This is a genomic window from Rossellomorea sp. LJF3, assembly GCF_037046045.1.
GTDB lineage: Bacteria > Bacillota > Bacilli > Bacillales > Bacillaceae_B > Rossellomorea.
Window position 1 is genome coordinate 47,667 of record NZ_JBANLY010000005.1, and the last position, 16,534, is coordinate 64,200.

Below are 16,534 nucleotides of genomic sequence, written 5' to 3' on the forward strand. Positions count from 1 at the left end.
CCCTTCGCCTTCTGTTCTGAAAAATAAAATGGAAACATATCATTTTCATCTTTTTCGTTTCCATCATATGATTATACTTACAAATACATAAACGAAAGGGGAAAAAATAATGAGTAGATTTGAGGAAATCATCAACCGGAAAGGATCCTCCTCCGTTAAGTGGGACCTTACGAAAACCGTGTTCGGGAGAGACGATGTCCTGCCTATGTGGGTGGCAGATATGGATTTCCTTCCGCCTGAGGCCGTATTGGAAGCCCTCGGGAACAGACTGCAGCACGGGATCTTTGGCTACACGTTTGTAGGGGATGAAACAGCGGCCAGCATTAAAGAGTGGGTTCAAAAGCGTCACGGCTGGGAAATCGAGACAACCTGGCTGCAATACAGTCCCGGAGTCGTTCCCGCTATATCAACGATCATTCAGGCACTCACTGTTCCCGGAGACAAAGTACTTGTCCAATCTCCCGTCTACACTCCTTTTTTCAGCCTGGTGGAGGATAATGACAGGGAAATTGTCAATGCCCGACTGCAGTATCACGAAGGTAGATATTCCATCGACTTTCATGCCTTTGAAGAATCCCTTAAAACAGGTGTGAAGCTATTTCTTCTGTGCAACCCTCATAATCCAAGCGGACGGGTGTGGAAGAAAGAAGAACTAGCCAAAATGGCTGAATTATGTCACAAATACAACGTTTTGATTGTTTCGGATGAAATCCATTCAGATCTGGTGTATAAAAATCATACGCATATCCCTCTCGCCTCCCTTGATGATACATTCCGGGATATGACGATTACGTGCATTGCACCGAGCAAAACCTTTAACCTGGCCGGGTTACAGGCTTCAGCCATGATTACTCCCAATGCTGAAATCAGGGAAAAGATCGCAGTCGTTCATAAAAAACAGGGCTTCTTTACTCTCAATACACTCGGCATCATCGGAATGGAAACAGCCTATCGTCACGGTGAACAATGGTTAGAAGAAATTCTGGATTACCTGCAGGAAAATGTAACCGTCACGAAGGAATTCATTGGAGAACACCTGCCCCAAATGCAGGTCGTGGAAGCAGAAGGGACGTATCTTCTCTGGATCGATTGCACGAAGTTGAACCTGTCCGATGATGAATTGAAGAATCGATTATTAGATAAAGGGAAACTTGCATTGGAACCGGGTACCAAATATGGTCCTGGCGGGGAAGGCTTTGTCCGCATGAACATTGCATGTCCAAGGGAGACGCTGATGGACGGTCTGGAAAGATTAAGGACCGCATTAAGCTGAATTAAAAATGTACCAGGTGCGAATCGTCCCGATTCTACCTGGTACATTTTTTTAACGGTTATTTCTTATCGCTTTTGATCTCGCCACAGGCAATGCGTTTACCGGAATCCCCCGAGGGTTGTGTCATCCCGTCGTCTTTGTTTTCATCAATGATGAGTGAGGTCCCTTCTTTAGTGAATAGGGATGTCTTCCCCTTTGATAACGTAACCATCGGTGCCATGAGCTTCACCTTCACCGTTCCGTCATCCCCCACGATGAGGTTGGGCAGATCTCCGCCATGGGCCCCTTCAGGATGAAGCAGTCCGTGCTTCGTATCGTCAGGATTGAAGTGATTACCTGACGTTACGAAATCCGGCCGCTTACATGCTCCTTTTTCATGTATATGGATTCCGTGCTCCCCCGGAGGAAGTCCTTCGAGATCCAATGCGACTTCCACTCCGTCAGATTGCTCCTGAAGGGTGGCATTCCCCAGTGAATCACCGTTCTCATTTTTCATTTCCACTTCTATCTTATTCGGATTTTCAATGGCACATCCGCTTGCCAGAAGTGTGATCATGACCATATATAATAGGGATAATTTTTTCATATCGCTCTTCCTCCATCTCTGCATACTCTTTCACATTGTTGACTCCCTTGGTGAAAATTATTCCTATTTCCAGGAAGTGTTGCTGTATGGAGGATATCCATCAGGACGAAAAAAAACACGCTCAGGTGGCGTGTTCTGATTACTTATTCTGTTCTCTTCTGAACCCTTGCTTCTTCTTCCATTTTCTTTGTTTTCAATTCTTCTCGTTTTGAAGCTTTCTGGATGATCCGGAAAGTGAGCAGGGCAGCGATCATGAAAATGGCCATCGTAATGCCGGCTGGGATATATTCTGTCTTATCTTCGGGAAAATAGAGAAATAAATTTAATATAAATGAAGAAAGCATGGTACGCTCCTTTCGAAAACTAACTCTTTGTCCATTATAACAACTCTCTAAAGGACAAACCAACTTCAAATCGTCACCTTTTTAACGATTTATTGAACGTCCACCCGACAATTTCCGAGGAAATACTCTTTTTTTCTCTCCAAAAATAGGGGCTGGGTCATAACTATCTACATTCTCTCTAAAAACGAACAATACCTAAATGTTGTTAAGAATCACTTTTAGCACCGCTGTTGATTTCCGTGCAAGACTTCGCTTTCCTCGGGCGTTCGGCTGAGCCTCCTCGTCGCTGGCGCTCCTGCGGGGTCTCATCTCTCCGCTTTTCCCGTAGGAGTCTTCGTCTTGCACTCCAATCAACAGCTAGAATCAATGAAATACCTATAATATGCTTTAAAAAACAAAAAAAAACCAAACGAATTCGTTTTCCTTCACAGAATTTCGAATAATCGTTCGGCGTTTTCTTTGGCTAAAACACTATTGTCCCAACCTCGTTTTTAAGCTTTTATTTTAGAACCTTGATGTTTTCAATTATGATATCTTCTTTCGGAAGGCCGTTTTCATCCGCTTCTACGTTTGCAATCTTATCCACGATGTCCATCCCTTCGACTACTTGTCCAAACACGGTATGCTTTTGGTCAAGCCAAGGTGTTCCGCCATTCTCCTTATAAGCATTGATGATTTGCTCAGGGAAACCGGCAGATTTCATCTGGTCTTCCATTTGCGGGTCGAAGTCACTTTTCTGAACTATGAAGAATTGACTTCCATTCGTGTCAGGGCCTCTATTCGCCATCGAAAGGGCACCGCGCAGATTGAATAATTCCGGTGAAAATTCATCTTCGAATGATTCTCCGTAGATGCTTTCTCCACCCGTCCCGTTCCCATTCGGGTCTCCGCCCTGAATCATGAAGTCTTTGATGACCCGGTGGAATTTCAAGCCATCATAATAACCATCTTTACTGTGTTTTATAAAGTTCTCCACGGTTTTAGGAGCCTGCTCGGGGAATAACTTGATCTTGATGGTTCCCATGGATGTCTTCATTTCAACTAATTTTTCGTTTTCAGCAACTTCTGTTGTCAACTGAGGATAGGTCATATCTTCATCTCCTTTGGTTTCTTCTGCCGTTTTCTGTTTTTCGGATGCTTTTGGCTTTTCTTCAGTGGTATCTCCCTTTTCTGTTTGTCCACATGAGGCAAGAACTAAACCTAGTAAACAGAGGGTAACGATCATTAAACGCTTCATATATGTACCTCCACATGTTACCTTTATAGTAGTTATTTCTCAGTTTCATTCTGCTTACATTATAATAGAGATTGATGTATTAGAGGAGGTTTTTTATGAAAAACATTCAAATTGGTGATTATGTCACAGCTTTTTATAAAACGGGAAAATATGTAGGGGAAGTCACAGAAGAACGACCAGGTGCCTTTGTCGTGAAGATCCAGGCTGTTTTAAAGCATCCGAGGCAAGGCGATCTGCACAACCCTCAAGCGGTGGACGTACCCTTGTTTCACGAACGGAAAGCACTTGCCCACGGCGAGCGTGCCAACATGCCGGAGAAAATGGTCAAGCCATATGACGGGGACATCCCCGATTACAATGAAACACTTATCCATTCCTACTTAACGTTAAAGCGGGAACTTGAAGCAGACGCTTCCCCCCACGCACAAAAGAGTCTTGAAACACTGCAATCCATTCAAAGGGAATACGAACTGATGTATAACCTCACATTTTAATGAAAGACGAGGGACGGACCTTCATTTGAAGGTCCGTCCCTCGTCTTGTCATGCAAGCTGGTTGTAGAATTTGGAGAGGTCGATTCTGTCTCCGATGGTGGTGGGTTGGGCTTTATCGAGGTATTTTTTGTCTTTTTCGACCAGGTTATAGATGTGCTGGGTGGTGAGGGCATCATCCAACGCTTTATGGTGCTTTCCGACGCCTTCCCTTCCATATTCCTGGACGGCCTTCCATAGTCCCGTCTGGTTCTGATCACCGAAGAAGCGCTTATATTCCATGGATAGATCGACGAATTGAGCTTGGAAAGGAAATGGAACGCCTGTCTGAGCGCAGTTATCGCGCAGTACCTTCATATCCATGTTTCCCCACGTCACTACTTTCGCGACTCCCTTGTCATTTAACCCTTTAAAATAATCAATCAGACATTGGAACGATATCCCTGAATCCACTTCCTTCTGGCTGATGGATAAAAATCGTTTGCAGCGGTTGGTCAGTTTGGGAAATGCAGTCGGTTTCACATAAGAGGAAAACGTATCTGACACTTTTCCATACTCCACCACCACTACCCCTGCTTCGATGATTTCAGGGAAGAAACCTTTGGGGACCCTATGTCGTTCCGGCATAGAAAACTCAAAATCTATAAACACAAGCTGTTCCGCTTTCGCCACTTAAACTCCCTCCTCAAAATGTAGATAAGACCCCAATTTATCTATAATAAAGAATGTTTTCAGGATAATCGTATTTCTTTGCTCCATCCGAACGGAGAATTGTACGACAAGCTCTTCATTTCTCCATACTTCTTATTCTTACATTATATCATGCTAAGCCCGGAAATTATGACTAATTCCCGGTTTTCCATGCGAATAAATGTTATTCAGTGGACGATGATGCAAATCTTTAATAAAATGAATATTTAGGTATACGAAATAAAAAATCATATAGAAGGTGTTAATCATTTCACAAAAAAGAAAGAATCTAACCATCATGCTCATGGCCAATTTTCTGGTGGCGGCCAGCGCAACAATGGTGCTGCCCTTTTTATCCCTTTACATTGAAACCTTTGGCACTTACAGTCACGAATATGTACAGCGCTGGTCAGGTTTTGTCTTTGGAGTTACATTTTTAACGGCGTTCTTCATATCTCCCTTATGGGGTCGGATCGGGGATCGCTTTGGATATAAACCGATCCTCCTCATCACTGGATACGGGATTGCAACGTCCATTTTCTTAATGGGCTTTATGCATTCCGTCGGGGGACTGTTCATCCTGCGGGGGATCATGGGTGCGGTGACAGGGTTCATCCCTACATCGATGGCCCTCATTTCCTCCCAGACCCCTAAGGAAGAAGCGGGAAGGACGCTTGGCACCCTTCAGATGGGAACCGTATCAGGCGGTTTATTCGGCCCGGTGATTGGAGGACTGTTAGCAGACAATGTGGGGTTTTCCTACACTTTCATCTTCACTTCCATCGCCATTGCCACTGCTGCGACCGTCGTACTTTTCGGTATCGATGAACAGAGAAGCAGGGCACAACGGGACCAGCGAAACAAATACTCGAGTAAAGAAGTCCTGCAGCATATTTTCAGTCATAAGTTACTCGTGACGGTCCTTATCCTTTCCTGCTTGATTCAAGTGGCGAACTTCAGCATACAGCCGCTTCTCGCCTTGTATGTGGATGAACTCACGTCTTCTAGTAATCTGGCATTTTTAGCGGGAATCGCCTTTTCTGCTACAGGATTCGGAAATTTAATTGCAACTAGACGATGGGGAAAGCTTGGAGACGATATCGGGTACGAAAAAGTTTTATCCATCCTTCTCGTTCTCGCATCTATCTTCATCGTTCCACAGGCCCTGGCTGTCGAGCTATGGCAGCTTGTCCTTTTCCGTTTTCTGTTCGGAATTGCAATCGGCGGCATGATTCCCTGCGTCACGGCATACATCCGTCAGGAAGCGCCTTTAAGTATGCAGGGGGAAGTCCTTGGGTATAATCAGAGCTTCCGGTTTCTTGGAAATGTAATCGGGCCTGTCTTTGGTGGCGTCGTGTCCGGATATATTGGCATTTCTTCCGTTTTTTATGTAACAGGTGCTTTATTCTTGGGTGCATTTGGATTATTATGGTGGAGTATACATCATTCTGAAACCCCAAGTCATGTGAAAGATTACTAGAAAAGTAGAGTGAGATATGAGAGTTTTTGCAGGTTATATAACGGTGATTAGTATTATGCTCATCTTTTTCACCACGTTATTTTTTGCGACGGGTGAATGGAACAAGGTACAAAGCTTTCAACAGGAATTGGAGCATGCCGTGAGTACCGATTCCATCGACCTGAATCGTACAAGCTTACTCCTTGACGGGGACGGTAAGGTCTTTTCTGAAGTGAACCGGCCTTACCGTCTATATGTCCCGGACGAGAAGATCCCCCCATTCCTAAAGGATATTCTGGTCGCATCTGAAGATCAGCATTTTTACGAACACGTCGGTTTCGATGCTGGCGCAATCCTCCGGGCTGTCGTGAAAAATCTGGTGTTCACCCATATCCAGCAGGGTGGCAGCACCATTACCCAGCAGCTCGCCCGAAACCTTTATCTGGGACAGGAAAAAACCTATAATCGTAAATTGACAGAGCTGTTTTATGCCCATGAAATTGAACAATCCTTATCAAAGGATGAAATACTGGAATTATATATGAACGTGATTTACTTCAGTAATGGAGTATACGGGATTGAAACAGCCTCCCAATACTATTTTCAAAAAAGTGTCACCGATCTTAACCAGGCGGAGATGGCGTTCATCGCTTCGATCCCGAATAATCCGGGGAAATATGATCCCGTTGACCATTTCGATCAAACGAAGGTTCGTCAGGAGCGACTGCTTGATATTCTTGTGAGCACATCAAAATTATCGAAGGATGAAGCGGAGAATTTAAAGAAAATGCCGATCACCCTGAATGTTCGCAAGAAGACCGACCTCTATCCCGACTATGCCTTTTATGTGGAAAACGAGCTGAAGGAACTGATCGCCCTAAATGAAGGATATAAGCTGGAACTGGAAAACGCCGCTTCTGAAGAGGAAAGGAATCGGATAGCCGGGAAGCTCGAGGAACGATTTCAAGACGTGATTTCGTCAGGTGTCAGGATTCAAACGGCGTTGCAGCCCGCTCTTCAGCAAAAAAGTGTCCGGGCTTTGAATGGACAGCTGAATGAAGACTTACAGGGAGCCACCGTCACCATCGACAACAAGTCAAGAATGATTGTCGCCCTATCCGGGGGCAGGGACTACCAGAAATATAATTTCAATCATGCGTTTCAAGCCTTCAGGCAGCCCGGTTCGGTTATTAAACCGCTTCTCGTATACGGTCCTTATATAGAGACATTCAAGGCTGGGATTAATGACAAAGTCAATGCCAATCAATACTGTGTCGGCGAGTATTGTCCGATCAACTATGGAGGAATCCAGCCGGGTACGGTGACATTACAACAATCCCTGGCACAATCCTATAACGGCTCGGCACTTCGTCTCATGGAAAAAGTCGGCATAGAAAAAGCCTTCCAAGCCATCTCGCCTTTTTCCTTTGAAAGGGTGATCAAAGAAGATAAAACCTTCGCCTCTTCCATTGGCGGCTTCACATATGGCATGAGTCCCCTGGAACTGACGGACGCCTATACCTCTTTTATTGACGGCCGTTATCAGGAGAGTCATGCCATCATTTCCGTCAGTGACAGTCACGGAAAGATTCTTTATCAATGGAAAAAGAATCCGAAGAAAGTCTGGTCAGCAGATACCACTGCTAAAATGAGAAAAATGCTCAATGAAGGGGCGACATCAGGAACCGGAAGAGCCGCGTATGTATCTAAGCCATATGTAGGAATCAAAACCGGCACGACCAATAACTATCATGATTACTGGGTGATGGGTTTGACCGACACCCTTACGACAGGCGTTTGGGTCGGCCATGATATCCCCCGTGATATGAGTGAGATTGAACGAAAGCGTCCAAGCCATAAAGTCTGGCAGGAAATCATGGAATGACCTCCCATCAAAAAAGCGTCTGCAGCATGTGCTGCAGACGCTTTTTCTATTATAATTTCACCTTCGACATAATCGGCAGACTTGCCATCACTCCGTTATAAAGCTTCAAAAAAACAAAGAAAATCGTCAAAAATAACGAAGACCACGAGAATACCTGCAGACTCACCACTCCAAAGATCCCCCATTTTGAGAGGGACGGACTTATTTTATACACAAAATAGATAAAATAAGTGAGCGAGCTAAGTGCAAAGATGATGAAAAGCCCTATAAAAGACTTAAGACTCACCACAGAAACCAAGCCCCCGATGAAGTAAATCATCGAGCCTGTACGGACAAGATTATACAACTGCCCATCCGAATCGGTGGCAAAAAACAGCATGGAAACCCCATTGATGGTCTCAGCAATCAGTTTTAAAGCCGCGAACACCATGAAGAAGGCCACCATTAACAGAATCAAAATGGCAAGCTTAAGCTGTATATCGGATAAAAACTCCCTCATGCCCGGGTAGACACCGATTTTTTTAAATACGTCCACGAAGACTCCCACTCCGTAAACGGAGAACGTCAGACTAAACAATAGTATCGAAAAAAGGGGTAAATAACTTGTTAAGTATGTATTTTTCACTCAAAACTCTCCCATAACGATTCTTCATCCACTCTCATCATAATCGTTTATGGATATCTTGAAAAGGGTATAGAAACAGAAGGGACAATGACAATATACCTATCTATCCTTGTAACCCCACCAACAAAAAAACGCCCCTTCTGTTATGGAAGAAAGGGCCGTTTCATTGAAGGGAATGAGAATGGGGTACCACTCTGATATATTCCCTGGATTTAAATGGTTGTCTCCCGCGTGCGGGTTCTTTCGTCAATTCCTCTTCCACTTCTTCCGTTTCACCATATTGAACCGGTTTGATATTCATACTCGTCGGGTCTTCTGTTTCAATATATCCCCGATTAAATCGATCCTCGGTTTCCACCATCCACGCAAAGCCAAAAAAAGCAAAAAATATGGTCGTAACCGCTACAGTTTTCTTTTTCATAACTTCACCACCTTATGGATAGGATTCTCCAATTTGACCGAAACTATTCTGGAAGTGTCGGGATTTGAGGAGAAAATCCAACAATTTTTTCTACGTGCATTTCCACGTATCTTCATATTTAATACTTCTTGAAAGTTGTGATATGAATGGGATGCTGAGTAATGCAAGCATTTATTTTTTACGTTATAATGCTTTTTAGGGTTCAGCTTCGGTCGAGTAAGGAAGAATGTTGCCGAATGATGTATAGGGTTGACATGAGACCATGTTGAGAATAAACAATTATGTTAAGAGGGGGGTTTTAAATGACTTTATTACATTGGGCTATTGTATCGCCCTTTTTATTTGCGATACTTATTCCATTTCTATATAAAGCATTTCGGAATGTACATACCGGCTGGTTCGTACTATTATTGCCGGCAGCTTTATTTACGTACTTTTTTCAATTCATCTCCATTACGAAAGATGGGGATACCGTCAAGGAAACCTTGGAGTGGATGCCTTCCTTCGGGATCAACTTCACCGCTTACGTAGATGGCCTCGGCTTGCTGTTTGCCATGCTCATCACGGGGATCGGTTCACTGGTTGTCCTTTACTCCATTTATTACTTAGATAAGAAGAAGGAGCAATTACATAATTTTTATGTGTACTTAATGATGTTCATGGGAGCGATGTTGGGCGTTGTCCTTTCCGACAACCTGATCGTCCTTTATATGTTCTGGGAATTCACTTCCATTTCATCATTCTTATTGATCGGGTACTGGTATCATCGGGAGCGTTCCAGGTATGGAGCACTAAAATCCATGCTCATCACAGTATTTGGGGGACTCAGCATGCTTGGAGGATTCCTGCTCCTATATCTCATGGGCGGGACTTTCAGCATCAGGGAATTGGTCGGACAAGCTGATCAGCTTATGACGCAGGCGCTTTTCCTTCCTGCCCTGCTTCTGGTACTATTGGGAGCTTTCACGAAATCCGCTCAGTTCCCATTCCACATCTGGCTGCCGGATGCCATGGAAGCACCTACACCTGTGAGTGCATATCTGCACTCTGCCACGATGGTTAAAGCAGGTATTTATCTTGTCGCCCGCTTGAGCCCGGTATTCGCGGAATCAAGCGTTTGGCTGTGGCTCGTCGGCGGCGTCGGGATTTTCACTTTATTCTGGGGTTCTTTCAACGCCGTGAAACAAACGGACCTGAAAGGAATCCTCGCCTTTTCCACCGTCAGTCAACTGGGCCTCATCATGTCTCTGTTGGGAGTGGGAGCTGCGGCTCTTCATTACACAGAGCTTGATGATAACATTTATATGGTGGCAACACTTGCCGCCGTATTCCATTTGATCAACCACGCGACCTTCAAAGGAAGTTTATTCATGGTCGTCGGGATCATTGATCATGAAACGGGTACCCGGGATATCCGAAAACTTGGCGGGCTGATGAACTTCATGCCCATCACGTTCACCATCGCCATCATCGGAGCATTCTCCATGGCCGGGCTCCCTCCGTTCAACGGATTCCTTTCCAAGGAGATGTTCTTTACTGGAATGGTCAGGGTCCTTGAAATGGATATTTTCAACCTGGATACATTCGGCATGATCTTCCCGCTCCTTGCGTGGGTAGGAAGTGTGTTCACGTTTATTTACAGCATGATCCTGGTCTTCAAAACCTTTACCGGGAAGCACCAGCCGGAGAAGCTCGAAAAGAAACCTCATGAAGCCCCTCTTGGAATGTTGATCTCACCGATCATCCTGGCTTCCCTCGTGGTCATCTTCGGTTTCTTCCCGAATATCCTGTCAGAGCGGATCATCGCGCCGGCAGTGGAGGCAATCACGCCAAGCCTGATCCAGGAGGGACATGAGGTAGAAACGCATATTTCATTCTGGCATGGGTTTACACCTGAGCTGTTCATGACATTCGGGGTCATCCTATTCGGAATCCTGTTGTATCTCCTCTTACCTTCATGGAAAAAGGTGTACACATGGATCCCTGAGCGCTTCACATTGAATTCTTTCTATGATGGAGGTCTCATCAAGAGTGAGCGTGGCGCACATAACTTTACAAGCGGCTATATGACAGGCTTCATCCGAACGTATCTGGTATACATCTTCTCCTTCTTGATTGCCATATCATTGTTTGCGATGTGGTTCAATGGGGCGTTCGCCATCAATTTGGAAGAAGTTGCTCCAGTCGGGGTCTATGAGATTGCCATCGCGCTTCTCCTTGTCATCAGTTCTGTCACCATCCTGTTCGCGAAATCACGACTGACGTCCATCATTTCGCTTGGAGCTGCAGGATATACCGTTTCACTATTCTTTGTGTTATTCCGCGCCCCGGACCTGGCCCTGACACAGCTTGTCATTGAAACCGTGTCGGTGGCCCTTTTCTTACTTTGCTTCTATCACCTGCCTAAATTAAGCAGGCATGAAGAACGCATGCGGTTTAAACTTGGGAATGCACTTATATCGATCGGGGTCGGAGTGGTGGTCGCATTATTTGCCATCTCTTCCTACAGCTCGAAAATGTTTGAGTCCATTTCGAAGTATTATATTGAGAATACCCATGATAAAGCCGGCGGGGAGAACATGGTCAACGTTATCCTTGTAGACTTCCGTGGGTTTGATACGATGTTTGAAATCTGCGTCTTGGCCATTGCGGCACTTGGCATATTCTCCATGATCAAATTGCGCCTTACAAGGAGGGATGAAGGATGAAAACAAAAGTAAAAACGAATGATGTCATCCTGCAGACCGTCACCAATGTGGTCGCATTCATCATCATCCTGTTCTCGTTGCGCCTTTTCTTCTCGGGTCACTACACACCGGGGGGAGGATTCATCGGGGGCTTGATGACGTCGGGGGCCATTGTGTTACTGTTACTCGCTTATGACATCAAGACCGTCGCCACCATTTTACCGGTGGATTACAAGATCATCACGGCAATCGGACTGTTCTTTTCAGTGGCCACGGGTGCGGGGGCTTTATTATTCGATGTTCCGTTCCTCACCCACGCGTACGATTATTTTCACCTTCCCCTGTTAGGGAAGACATCTCTGCACACAGCCGTTCTCTTTGACACAGGCGTGTATCTGGTGGTCATCGGGGTCACCATGACCATCATTCAAACGATTGGGGTGAGCGAATAATGGAGATCATCATGGCCGTCGTCGTCGGAATACTATTTACAAGCGCCGTGTACTTAATGTTATCCAAGAGCTTGCTCCGCATCATCATCGGGACAGCCCTACTGAGCCACGGTGCCCATTTATTGATCCTTTCCGTGAGTGGACTTAAAGGAGGAGCTGCCCCTCTCTTAGGGGAACACGCTGAATCGTATGTCGATCCCCTGCCACAGGCATTGATCCTGACGGCAATCGTGATCAGCTTTGGAGTGACAGCTTTCTTCCTCGTTCTCGCTTATCGGGCATATCAGGAGCTTGGCACGGATAATATGGATCAGATGAGAGGTAACGAAGGAAATGACTAACTTATTAATACTACCGATTCTAATCCCGTTATTCACGGCGATTATCTTAATGTTTATCAGCAAATATGTGAAACTGCAACGAGGGATTTCAGCTCTTTCAACACTGGCGACTGTAGCAGCATCCCTCGTTCTCATCAATACGGTTCACCATGACGGAATCCAGACGGTGAACCTCGGAAGCTGGGAGGCTCCTTTTGGGATCACCCTCGTTTCCGACATGCTTTCTGCCTTACTTGTGACTACGACAAGTATCATTGCCCTTATCGTCCTTCTCTACTCGTTTAAGTCGATCGGGGTGGACAGGGAGCGATTCTACTATTATCCTGTCGTTCAGTTTCTATTGGTTGGAGTGAACGGGGCTTTCACGACAGGTGATATCTTCAACCTATTCGTCTTTTTCGAAGTCATGCTCATGAGTTCTTATGTTCTGCTGGTCCTCGGTGGAACCAAGGCGCAGCTGCGTGAAGGAATTAAATACATTCTGGTGAATGTCATCTCCTCCGCACTATTCGTCATTACTGTTGCATACTTGTATTCAGTGGTCGGAACGTTGAATATGGCGGATATATCGAGAAAGATAGCGGAAGTGAATCAGCCGGGGATCCTAACGGCCATCGCCATCTTGTTCCTATTGGTCTTTGGTCTTAAAGGTGCCATCTTCCCCCTTTACTTCTGGATGCCGGGCTCTTACTATGCACCACCGACCCCGGTGCTCGCTCTGTTCGGAGCCCTGCTGACGAAGGTCGGAGTTTATTCGATTATCCGGACATACACGTTATTTTTCTATCACGATACGGGATTTACTCATGAAATCCTGGGCATATTGGCCATCCTAACCATGGTGCTCGGCTGTATCGGCGCCATTGCCTTTTGGGATGTTAAAAAGATCATCATCTATAACATCGTCATTGCTGTCGGTGTGATTCTTTTTGGGGTATCGACGATGAACCCTGAAGCACTGGAGGGTGCCATTTATTACCTGGTTCATGACATGATCATCAAAGCCGCTTTATTTCTTCTGGTCGGTGTCATGATTGCCATTACCGGCACGGCGAATCTGAAGAAAATGGGCGGATTGATCAAGCACTATCCCTGGCTTGGGTGGACGTTCCTCGTCGCCGCATTCTCACTTGCCGGCATCCCGCCTTTAAGCGGTTTTATCGGGAAATTTTTAATCGTACGGGGAAGCTTTGCGGCAGAAGCCTATGTAGGGGCAGGAGTCGTTCTCGCATCCAGTCTGTTGGTGCTCTACTCAGTCATCAAGATCTTCGTGAATGGCATATGGGGAACCCCGAAGGAATATAGCGGAGTGTCAAAGGGAGACGCCCGTTACTTATGGATGACGTCTGCTGTACTCGTCGTGCTGGCTGTTTGTTACGGCCTTGGTGCAGAAGCGATGCGCCCACTCTTTTCACAAGCAACCGAAGTACTGGTGAATCCGAATCTCTATATAGACGCAGTGTTAAAGGAGTAATGTAGAATGGCTTTTCAAATATTATTAAACTTTTTCCTGGCCTTTGTCTGGATGTTTCTTTCGGTATCCTTTACTTCTCAGTCATTCTTTATTGGCTTTTTACTAGGATTGCTTGTCATCTTTGCATTCAGAAGATTTTTCAACTCACGGTTTTATTTATTACGGGTGGCTGCCGTGATCAGTTTATTCTTCCTCTTCTTGAAGGAACTGATCATGGCAAACATCTCGGTTTTAAAAACGGTTTTGAAACCGAAGTTGGACTTCCAGCCGGGCATCTTCGCTTTACCGACAGAATTAAAGACCGATTGGGAGATTACGCTCTTGGCGAATCTAATCACATTGACACCCGGGACGCTGGTCATGGATGTGTCGTACGACAACAAGATTCTTTATGTTCATGCCATCGATATGCCCGATGTGGATGAAGCCATCAATGAAATAAAGGATTCTTTTGAAAAAGCCATCATGGAGGTGAGCCGCTAATGTTACATCTGATCTTTCAAATCACGTTATTATGCGTCTCCATATCCATGCTCGGCCTCGTTTACCGAGTGGTGAAAGGTCCCACGATCCCTGACCGGGTAGTGGCACTCGATGCGATCGGGATCAACCTGATCGCCATCATTGCACTCGTTTCGATGATGCTCGATACGTACGCTTTTCTAGAAGTGATCCTGCTTCTCGGAATCCTTGCCTTCATCGGAACCGTCGCCTTTTCAAAGTTTCTCGAGAAAGGGGAGATCATCGAACGTGAGCGAGATCATTAGATTTTTCATCGGATTCTTTTTAGTCATTGGAGGATTTCTCAGCCTGGTCACGGCTTTCGGCGTATTGAGACTTCCTGATGTATATACGAGAAATCATGCTGCTTCTAAAAGTGCGACGCTCGGGGTCATGTCGATCCTGCTCGCCACATTTCTTTACTTTTATCTGGAGCATGGTCATTTCAATTCAAGACTGATCCTGGCCATCATCTTCATCTTTGTCACAGCGCCTGTTGCCGGCCACCTCATCTCACGTGCCGCCTATAATACCGGCGTCAAACTTTGGGACAAAAGTGTAAGGGATGACCTAAAGGATAAAGAACAATATGAGCGTCAGAACAGTCAATGAGAAACAAAAAAGGCTTGACCCTATTCTTTTAAGGGTCAAGCCTTTTTCTATATCCTAGCGCTGATACAAGTGGTCTTCAACGCTTCCATCCTGTTTATGCACAACCAGGGTACCGGAATGATCCGTCACATAATCTTTCGCTTTCGATAGGAGTTTATCCTTTGTGCTCTCAACCAGGATGGCCCTCTTCCCATTGGCCTTCTTCAACTGCCAGCCGTCGTCATGGGACGTGATATGATATTCGGTCTTATCCGATATGTCCCCCTCTTCAGACTGATGGGCACGGTCAGTGGCGATGGCAATCGCCCTTCCCTCCTCATACCCCTCATCCAACAGGGCATTGGCAATCTCAATGGCTTTGTTCCGTACGTCTCTTGGCAGGTTCTTCAGTGAATCAGGATAATCATTTTTTGTCCAACTCATTTGTATTGGCCTCCTAATGTATTGGTTAATAGTTGATTTCCCATTTTTTCACTGAATAAACATTTCGGTATGTACGGTCAGCGTTTCGGTACCACTGCCATCGTGCAGCGCGATACACAGATCAATTGATCGTCCTCATCTGTAAGCTTGATGTCCCATACCATGGTGGTTCTGCCTTGATGCATGACCGTTCCCGTCGCAGTGACGATCCCTTCACGCTTCGCTTTAATATGATTCGCATTGATTTCAAGGCCGAAGCATATTTCTTTATCCAAATCGATCAATTGTACCGCCCCTACACTCGCTACCGTTTCTGCAAGTGCCACCGAAGCGCCGCCATGAAGGAAGCCGAACGGCTGTCTCGTCTGTTCATTCACCGGCATCGTCGCAATGACCTTCCCCTTTCCCAATTCTACAAATTCAATCCCTAACGCACTGATCAATGTATTCTCCGTATTCACGTGAATTCCCCCATATAATAGTCTCTCTACTACCTTTTCGAGAAAGTGTGTGAAAATCCTCTATTTTCCCTGCCCTATCCGTCCTGCCTTCAATACATGAATAATCCGCTGAACAAATTCATACATATCCTTAGAGCATTTTTAACGAAAGGGGTTTTCTATTATGTATCGGTACCACCCTTTTTACCCGCCTGTTCAACGCCCCTACTCACCGATCCACTCGAGGGCACAACCCTTTCCCTCCCATCATCGTAACTACCCTCCTGTCGAAACCAAAACATTCATGTCTTCGGCAGGTAAAACGTTGAACTTACTGGGAGATGCCCAAAAGGTGCTTCAGAAAATCAACACATCCAAAGACTTCTCCTCGAAATTCATGAACGCAGCACAGCAATCGAACTTACCTGAAGTACATAAGCTGCTTCAAACCATCGGTACAAGGGTACAGCCGATTGTATCATTTAATCCGGATGGAGTCCGACTCGTCTTTGACGAAAAGCTTGGACAGGTGGATTGCTGCCATTTAATCGTGATTATTCGTTGGATGTGATGGGGAATGATTGCTGGTGCAT

General features: G+C 45.5%; 20 protein-coding genes. 12 read left to right on the forward strand and 8 right to left on the reverse strand.

Going from position 1 to position 16,534, the window contains the following annotated elements:
* Nucleotides 1–109: 109 nt before the first annotated feature.
* A complete protein-coding gene (locus V8G47_RS07000; RefSeq protein WP_336199483.1) occupies nucleotides 110–1,273 on the forward strand; it encodes a MalY/PatB family protein in 1,164 nt (387 codons plus the stop codon).
* Nucleotides 1,274–1,331: 58 nt separating this feature from the next.
* Here the strand turns inward: V8G47_RS07000 and V8G47_RS07005 are convergent, their stop codons facing one another.
* The 3 genes from V8G47_RS07005 to V8G47_RS07015 all read right to left on the reverse strand — a co-directional run bounded on the left by V8G47_RS07005 (nucleotide 1,332) and on the right by V8G47_RS07015 (nucleotide 3,293).
* Complete coding sequence (locus tag V8G47_RS07005; RefSeq protein WP_442970804.1) at nucleotides 1,332–1,859, reverse strand: superoxide dismutase family protein; 528 nt, start codon at nucleotides 1,857–1,859, stop codon at nucleotides 1,332–1,334.
* Nucleotides 1,860–2,002: 143 nt separating this feature from the next.
* Complete coding sequence (locus V8G47_RS07010; protein ID WP_336199484.1) at nucleotides 2,003–2,203, reverse strand: hypothetical protein; 201 nt, start codon at nucleotides 2,201–2,203, stop codon at nucleotides 2,003–2,005.
* A 499-nt stretch (nucleotides 2,204–2,702) separates the two neighbouring features.
* Nucleotides 2,703–3,293, reverse strand: coding sequence for a peptidylprolyl isomerase (locus V8G47_RS07015; protein ID WP_408005968.1), 591 nt, complete (start codon nucleotides 3,291–3,293; stop codon nucleotides 2,703–2,705).
* Between the two features lie 242 nt (nucleotides 3,294–3,535).
* On the opposite strand from V8G47_RS07015, the gene V8G47_RS07020 reads away from it, so the two are divergent.
* Nucleotides 3,536–3,934, forward strand: coding sequence for a kinase-associated lipoprotein B (locus tag V8G47_RS07020; protein ID WP_336199486.1), 399 nt, complete (start codon nucleotides 3,536–3,538; stop codon nucleotides 3,932–3,934).
* A gap of 48 nt (nucleotides 3,935–3,982) precedes the next feature.
* Here the strand turns inward: V8G47_RS07020 and kapD are convergent, their stop codons facing one another.
* Nucleotides 3,983–4,603: a 3'-5' exonuclease KapD gene (gene kapD, locus V8G47_RS07025; protein ID WP_336199487.1), complete on the reverse strand. Its 621-nt coding sequence runs from the start codon at nucleotides 4,601–4,603 to the stop codon at nucleotides 3,983–3,985.
* 286 nt (nucleotides 4,604–4,889) lie between these two features.
* Between kapD and V8G47_RS07030 the strand changes: the two genes are divergently transcribed.
* Nucleotides 4,890–6,101: an MFS transporter gene (locus V8G47_RS07030; RefSeq protein WP_336199620.1), complete on the forward strand. Its 1,212-nt coding sequence runs from the start codon at nucleotides 4,890–4,892 to the stop codon at nucleotides 6,099–6,101.
* Between the two features lie 43 nt (nucleotides 6,102–6,144).
* A complete protein-coding gene (locus V8G47_RS07035; protein WP_336199488.1) occupies nucleotides 6,145–7,965 on the forward strand; it encodes a transglycosylase domain-containing protein in 1,821 nt (606 codons plus the stop codon).
* 49 nt (nucleotides 7,966–8,014) lie between these two features.
* On the opposite strand, the gene V8G47_RS07040 is transcribed toward V8G47_RS07035, so the two are convergent.
* Together V8G47_RS07040 and V8G47_RS07045 are read right to left on the reverse strand one after the other, a co-directional pair.
* The gene (locus tag V8G47_RS07040) at nucleotides 8,015–8,590 is read right to left on the reverse strand and encodes a DUF5366 family protein (protein WP_336199489.1); all 576 of its coding nucleotides are present in this window, start codon (nucleotides 8,588–8,590) and stop codon (nucleotides 8,015–8,017) included.
* Between the two features lie 163 nt (nucleotides 8,591–8,753).
* Nucleotides 8,754–9,011, reverse strand: a complete 258-nt coding sequence (locus V8G47_RS07045; protein ID WP_336199490.1) for a hypothetical protein — start codon at nucleotides 9,009–9,011, stop codon at nucleotides 8,754–8,756.
* 302 nt (nucleotides 9,012–9,313) lie between these two features.
* Here V8G47_RS07045 and V8G47_RS07050 point away from each other — a divergent pair, with 302 nt between their 5' ends.
* From V8G47_RS07050 to mnhG, 7 genes are read left to right on the forward strand one after another with little or no spacing between them, the layout of a single operon-like run.
* Nucleotides 9,314–11,719 carry a Na+/H+ antiporter subunit A gene (locus V8G47_RS07050; RefSeq protein ID WP_336199491.1) on the forward strand — a complete coding sequence of 802 codons (2,406 nt, stop codon included), beginning with the start codon at nucleotides 9,314–9,316 and terminating at the stop codon, nucleotides 11,717–11,719.
* Nucleotides 11,716–12,150 carry a Na(+)/H(+) antiporter subunit B gene (locus V8G47_RS07055; RefSeq protein WP_034763813.1) on the forward strand — a complete coding sequence of 145 codons (435 nt, stop codon included), beginning with the start codon at nucleotides 11,716–11,718 and terminating at the stop codon, nucleotides 12,148–12,150. The genes V8G47_RS07050 and V8G47_RS07055 overlap by 4 nt, the downstream gene beginning before the upstream one ends.
* Nucleotides 12,150–12,491, forward strand: coding sequence for a Na(+)/H(+) antiporter subunit C (locus tag V8G47_RS07060; RefSeq protein WP_034763810.1), 342 nt, complete (start codon nucleotides 12,150–12,152; stop codon nucleotides 12,489–12,491). The genes V8G47_RS07055 and V8G47_RS07060 overlap by 1 nt, the downstream gene beginning before the upstream one ends.
* Nucleotides 12,484–13,965, forward strand: coding sequence for a Na+/H+ antiporter subunit D (locus V8G47_RS07065; protein ID WP_336199492.1), 1,482 nt, complete (start codon nucleotides 12,484–12,486; stop codon nucleotides 13,963–13,965). Before V8G47_RS07060 ends, V8G47_RS07065 begins: the two co-directional genes overlap by 8 nt.
* 6 nt (nucleotides 13,966–13,971) lie before the next feature.
* A complete protein-coding gene (locus V8G47_RS07070) occupies nucleotides 13,972–14,448 on the forward strand; it encodes a Na+/H+ antiporter subunit E (RefSeq protein ID WP_060673087.1) in 477 nt (158 codons plus the stop codon).
* Nucleotides 14,448–14,732, forward strand: a complete 285-nt coding sequence (locus tag V8G47_RS07075; RefSeq protein ID WP_034763802.1) for a Na(+)/H(+) antiporter subunit F1 — start codon at nucleotides 14,448–14,450, stop codon at nucleotides 14,730–14,732. Before V8G47_RS07070 ends, V8G47_RS07075 begins: the two co-directional genes overlap by 1 nt.
* Nucleotides 14,716–15,078 carry a monovalent cation/H(+) antiporter subunit G gene (gene mnhG / locus V8G47_RS07080; protein WP_336199493.1) on the forward strand — a complete coding sequence of 121 codons (363 nt, stop codon included), beginning with the start codon at nucleotides 14,716–14,718 and terminating at the stop codon, nucleotides 15,076–15,078. Before V8G47_RS07075 ends, mnhG begins: the two co-directional genes overlap by 17 nt.
* A 54-nt stretch (nucleotides 15,079–15,132) precedes the next feature.
* On the opposite strand, the gene V8G47_RS07085 is transcribed toward mnhG, so the two are convergent.
* On the reverse strand, nucleotides 15,133–15,501 hold the full coding sequence (locus V8G47_RS07085) for a DUF2188 domain-containing protein (RefSeq protein WP_336199494.1): 369 nt from the start codon (nucleotides 15,499–15,501) through the stop codon (nucleotides 15,133–15,135).
* Nucleotides 15,502–15,578: 77 nt separating this feature from the next.
* Entirely contained in the window at nucleotides 15,579–15,962 is a 384-nt protein-coding gene (locus tag V8G47_RS07090; protein WP_034763794.1) for a PaaI family thioesterase, read from the reverse strand.
* A gap of 163 nt (nucleotides 15,963–16,125) precedes the next feature.
* Here V8G47_RS07090 and V8G47_RS07095 point away from each other — a divergent pair, with 163 nt between their 5' ends.
* Nucleotides 16,126–16,512, forward strand: a complete 387-nt coding sequence (locus V8G47_RS07095; RefSeq protein WP_336199495.1) for a hypothetical protein — start codon at nucleotides 16,126–16,128, stop codon at nucleotides 16,510–16,512.
* The last annotated feature ends 22 nt before the right edge of the window (nucleotides 16,513–16,534 follow it).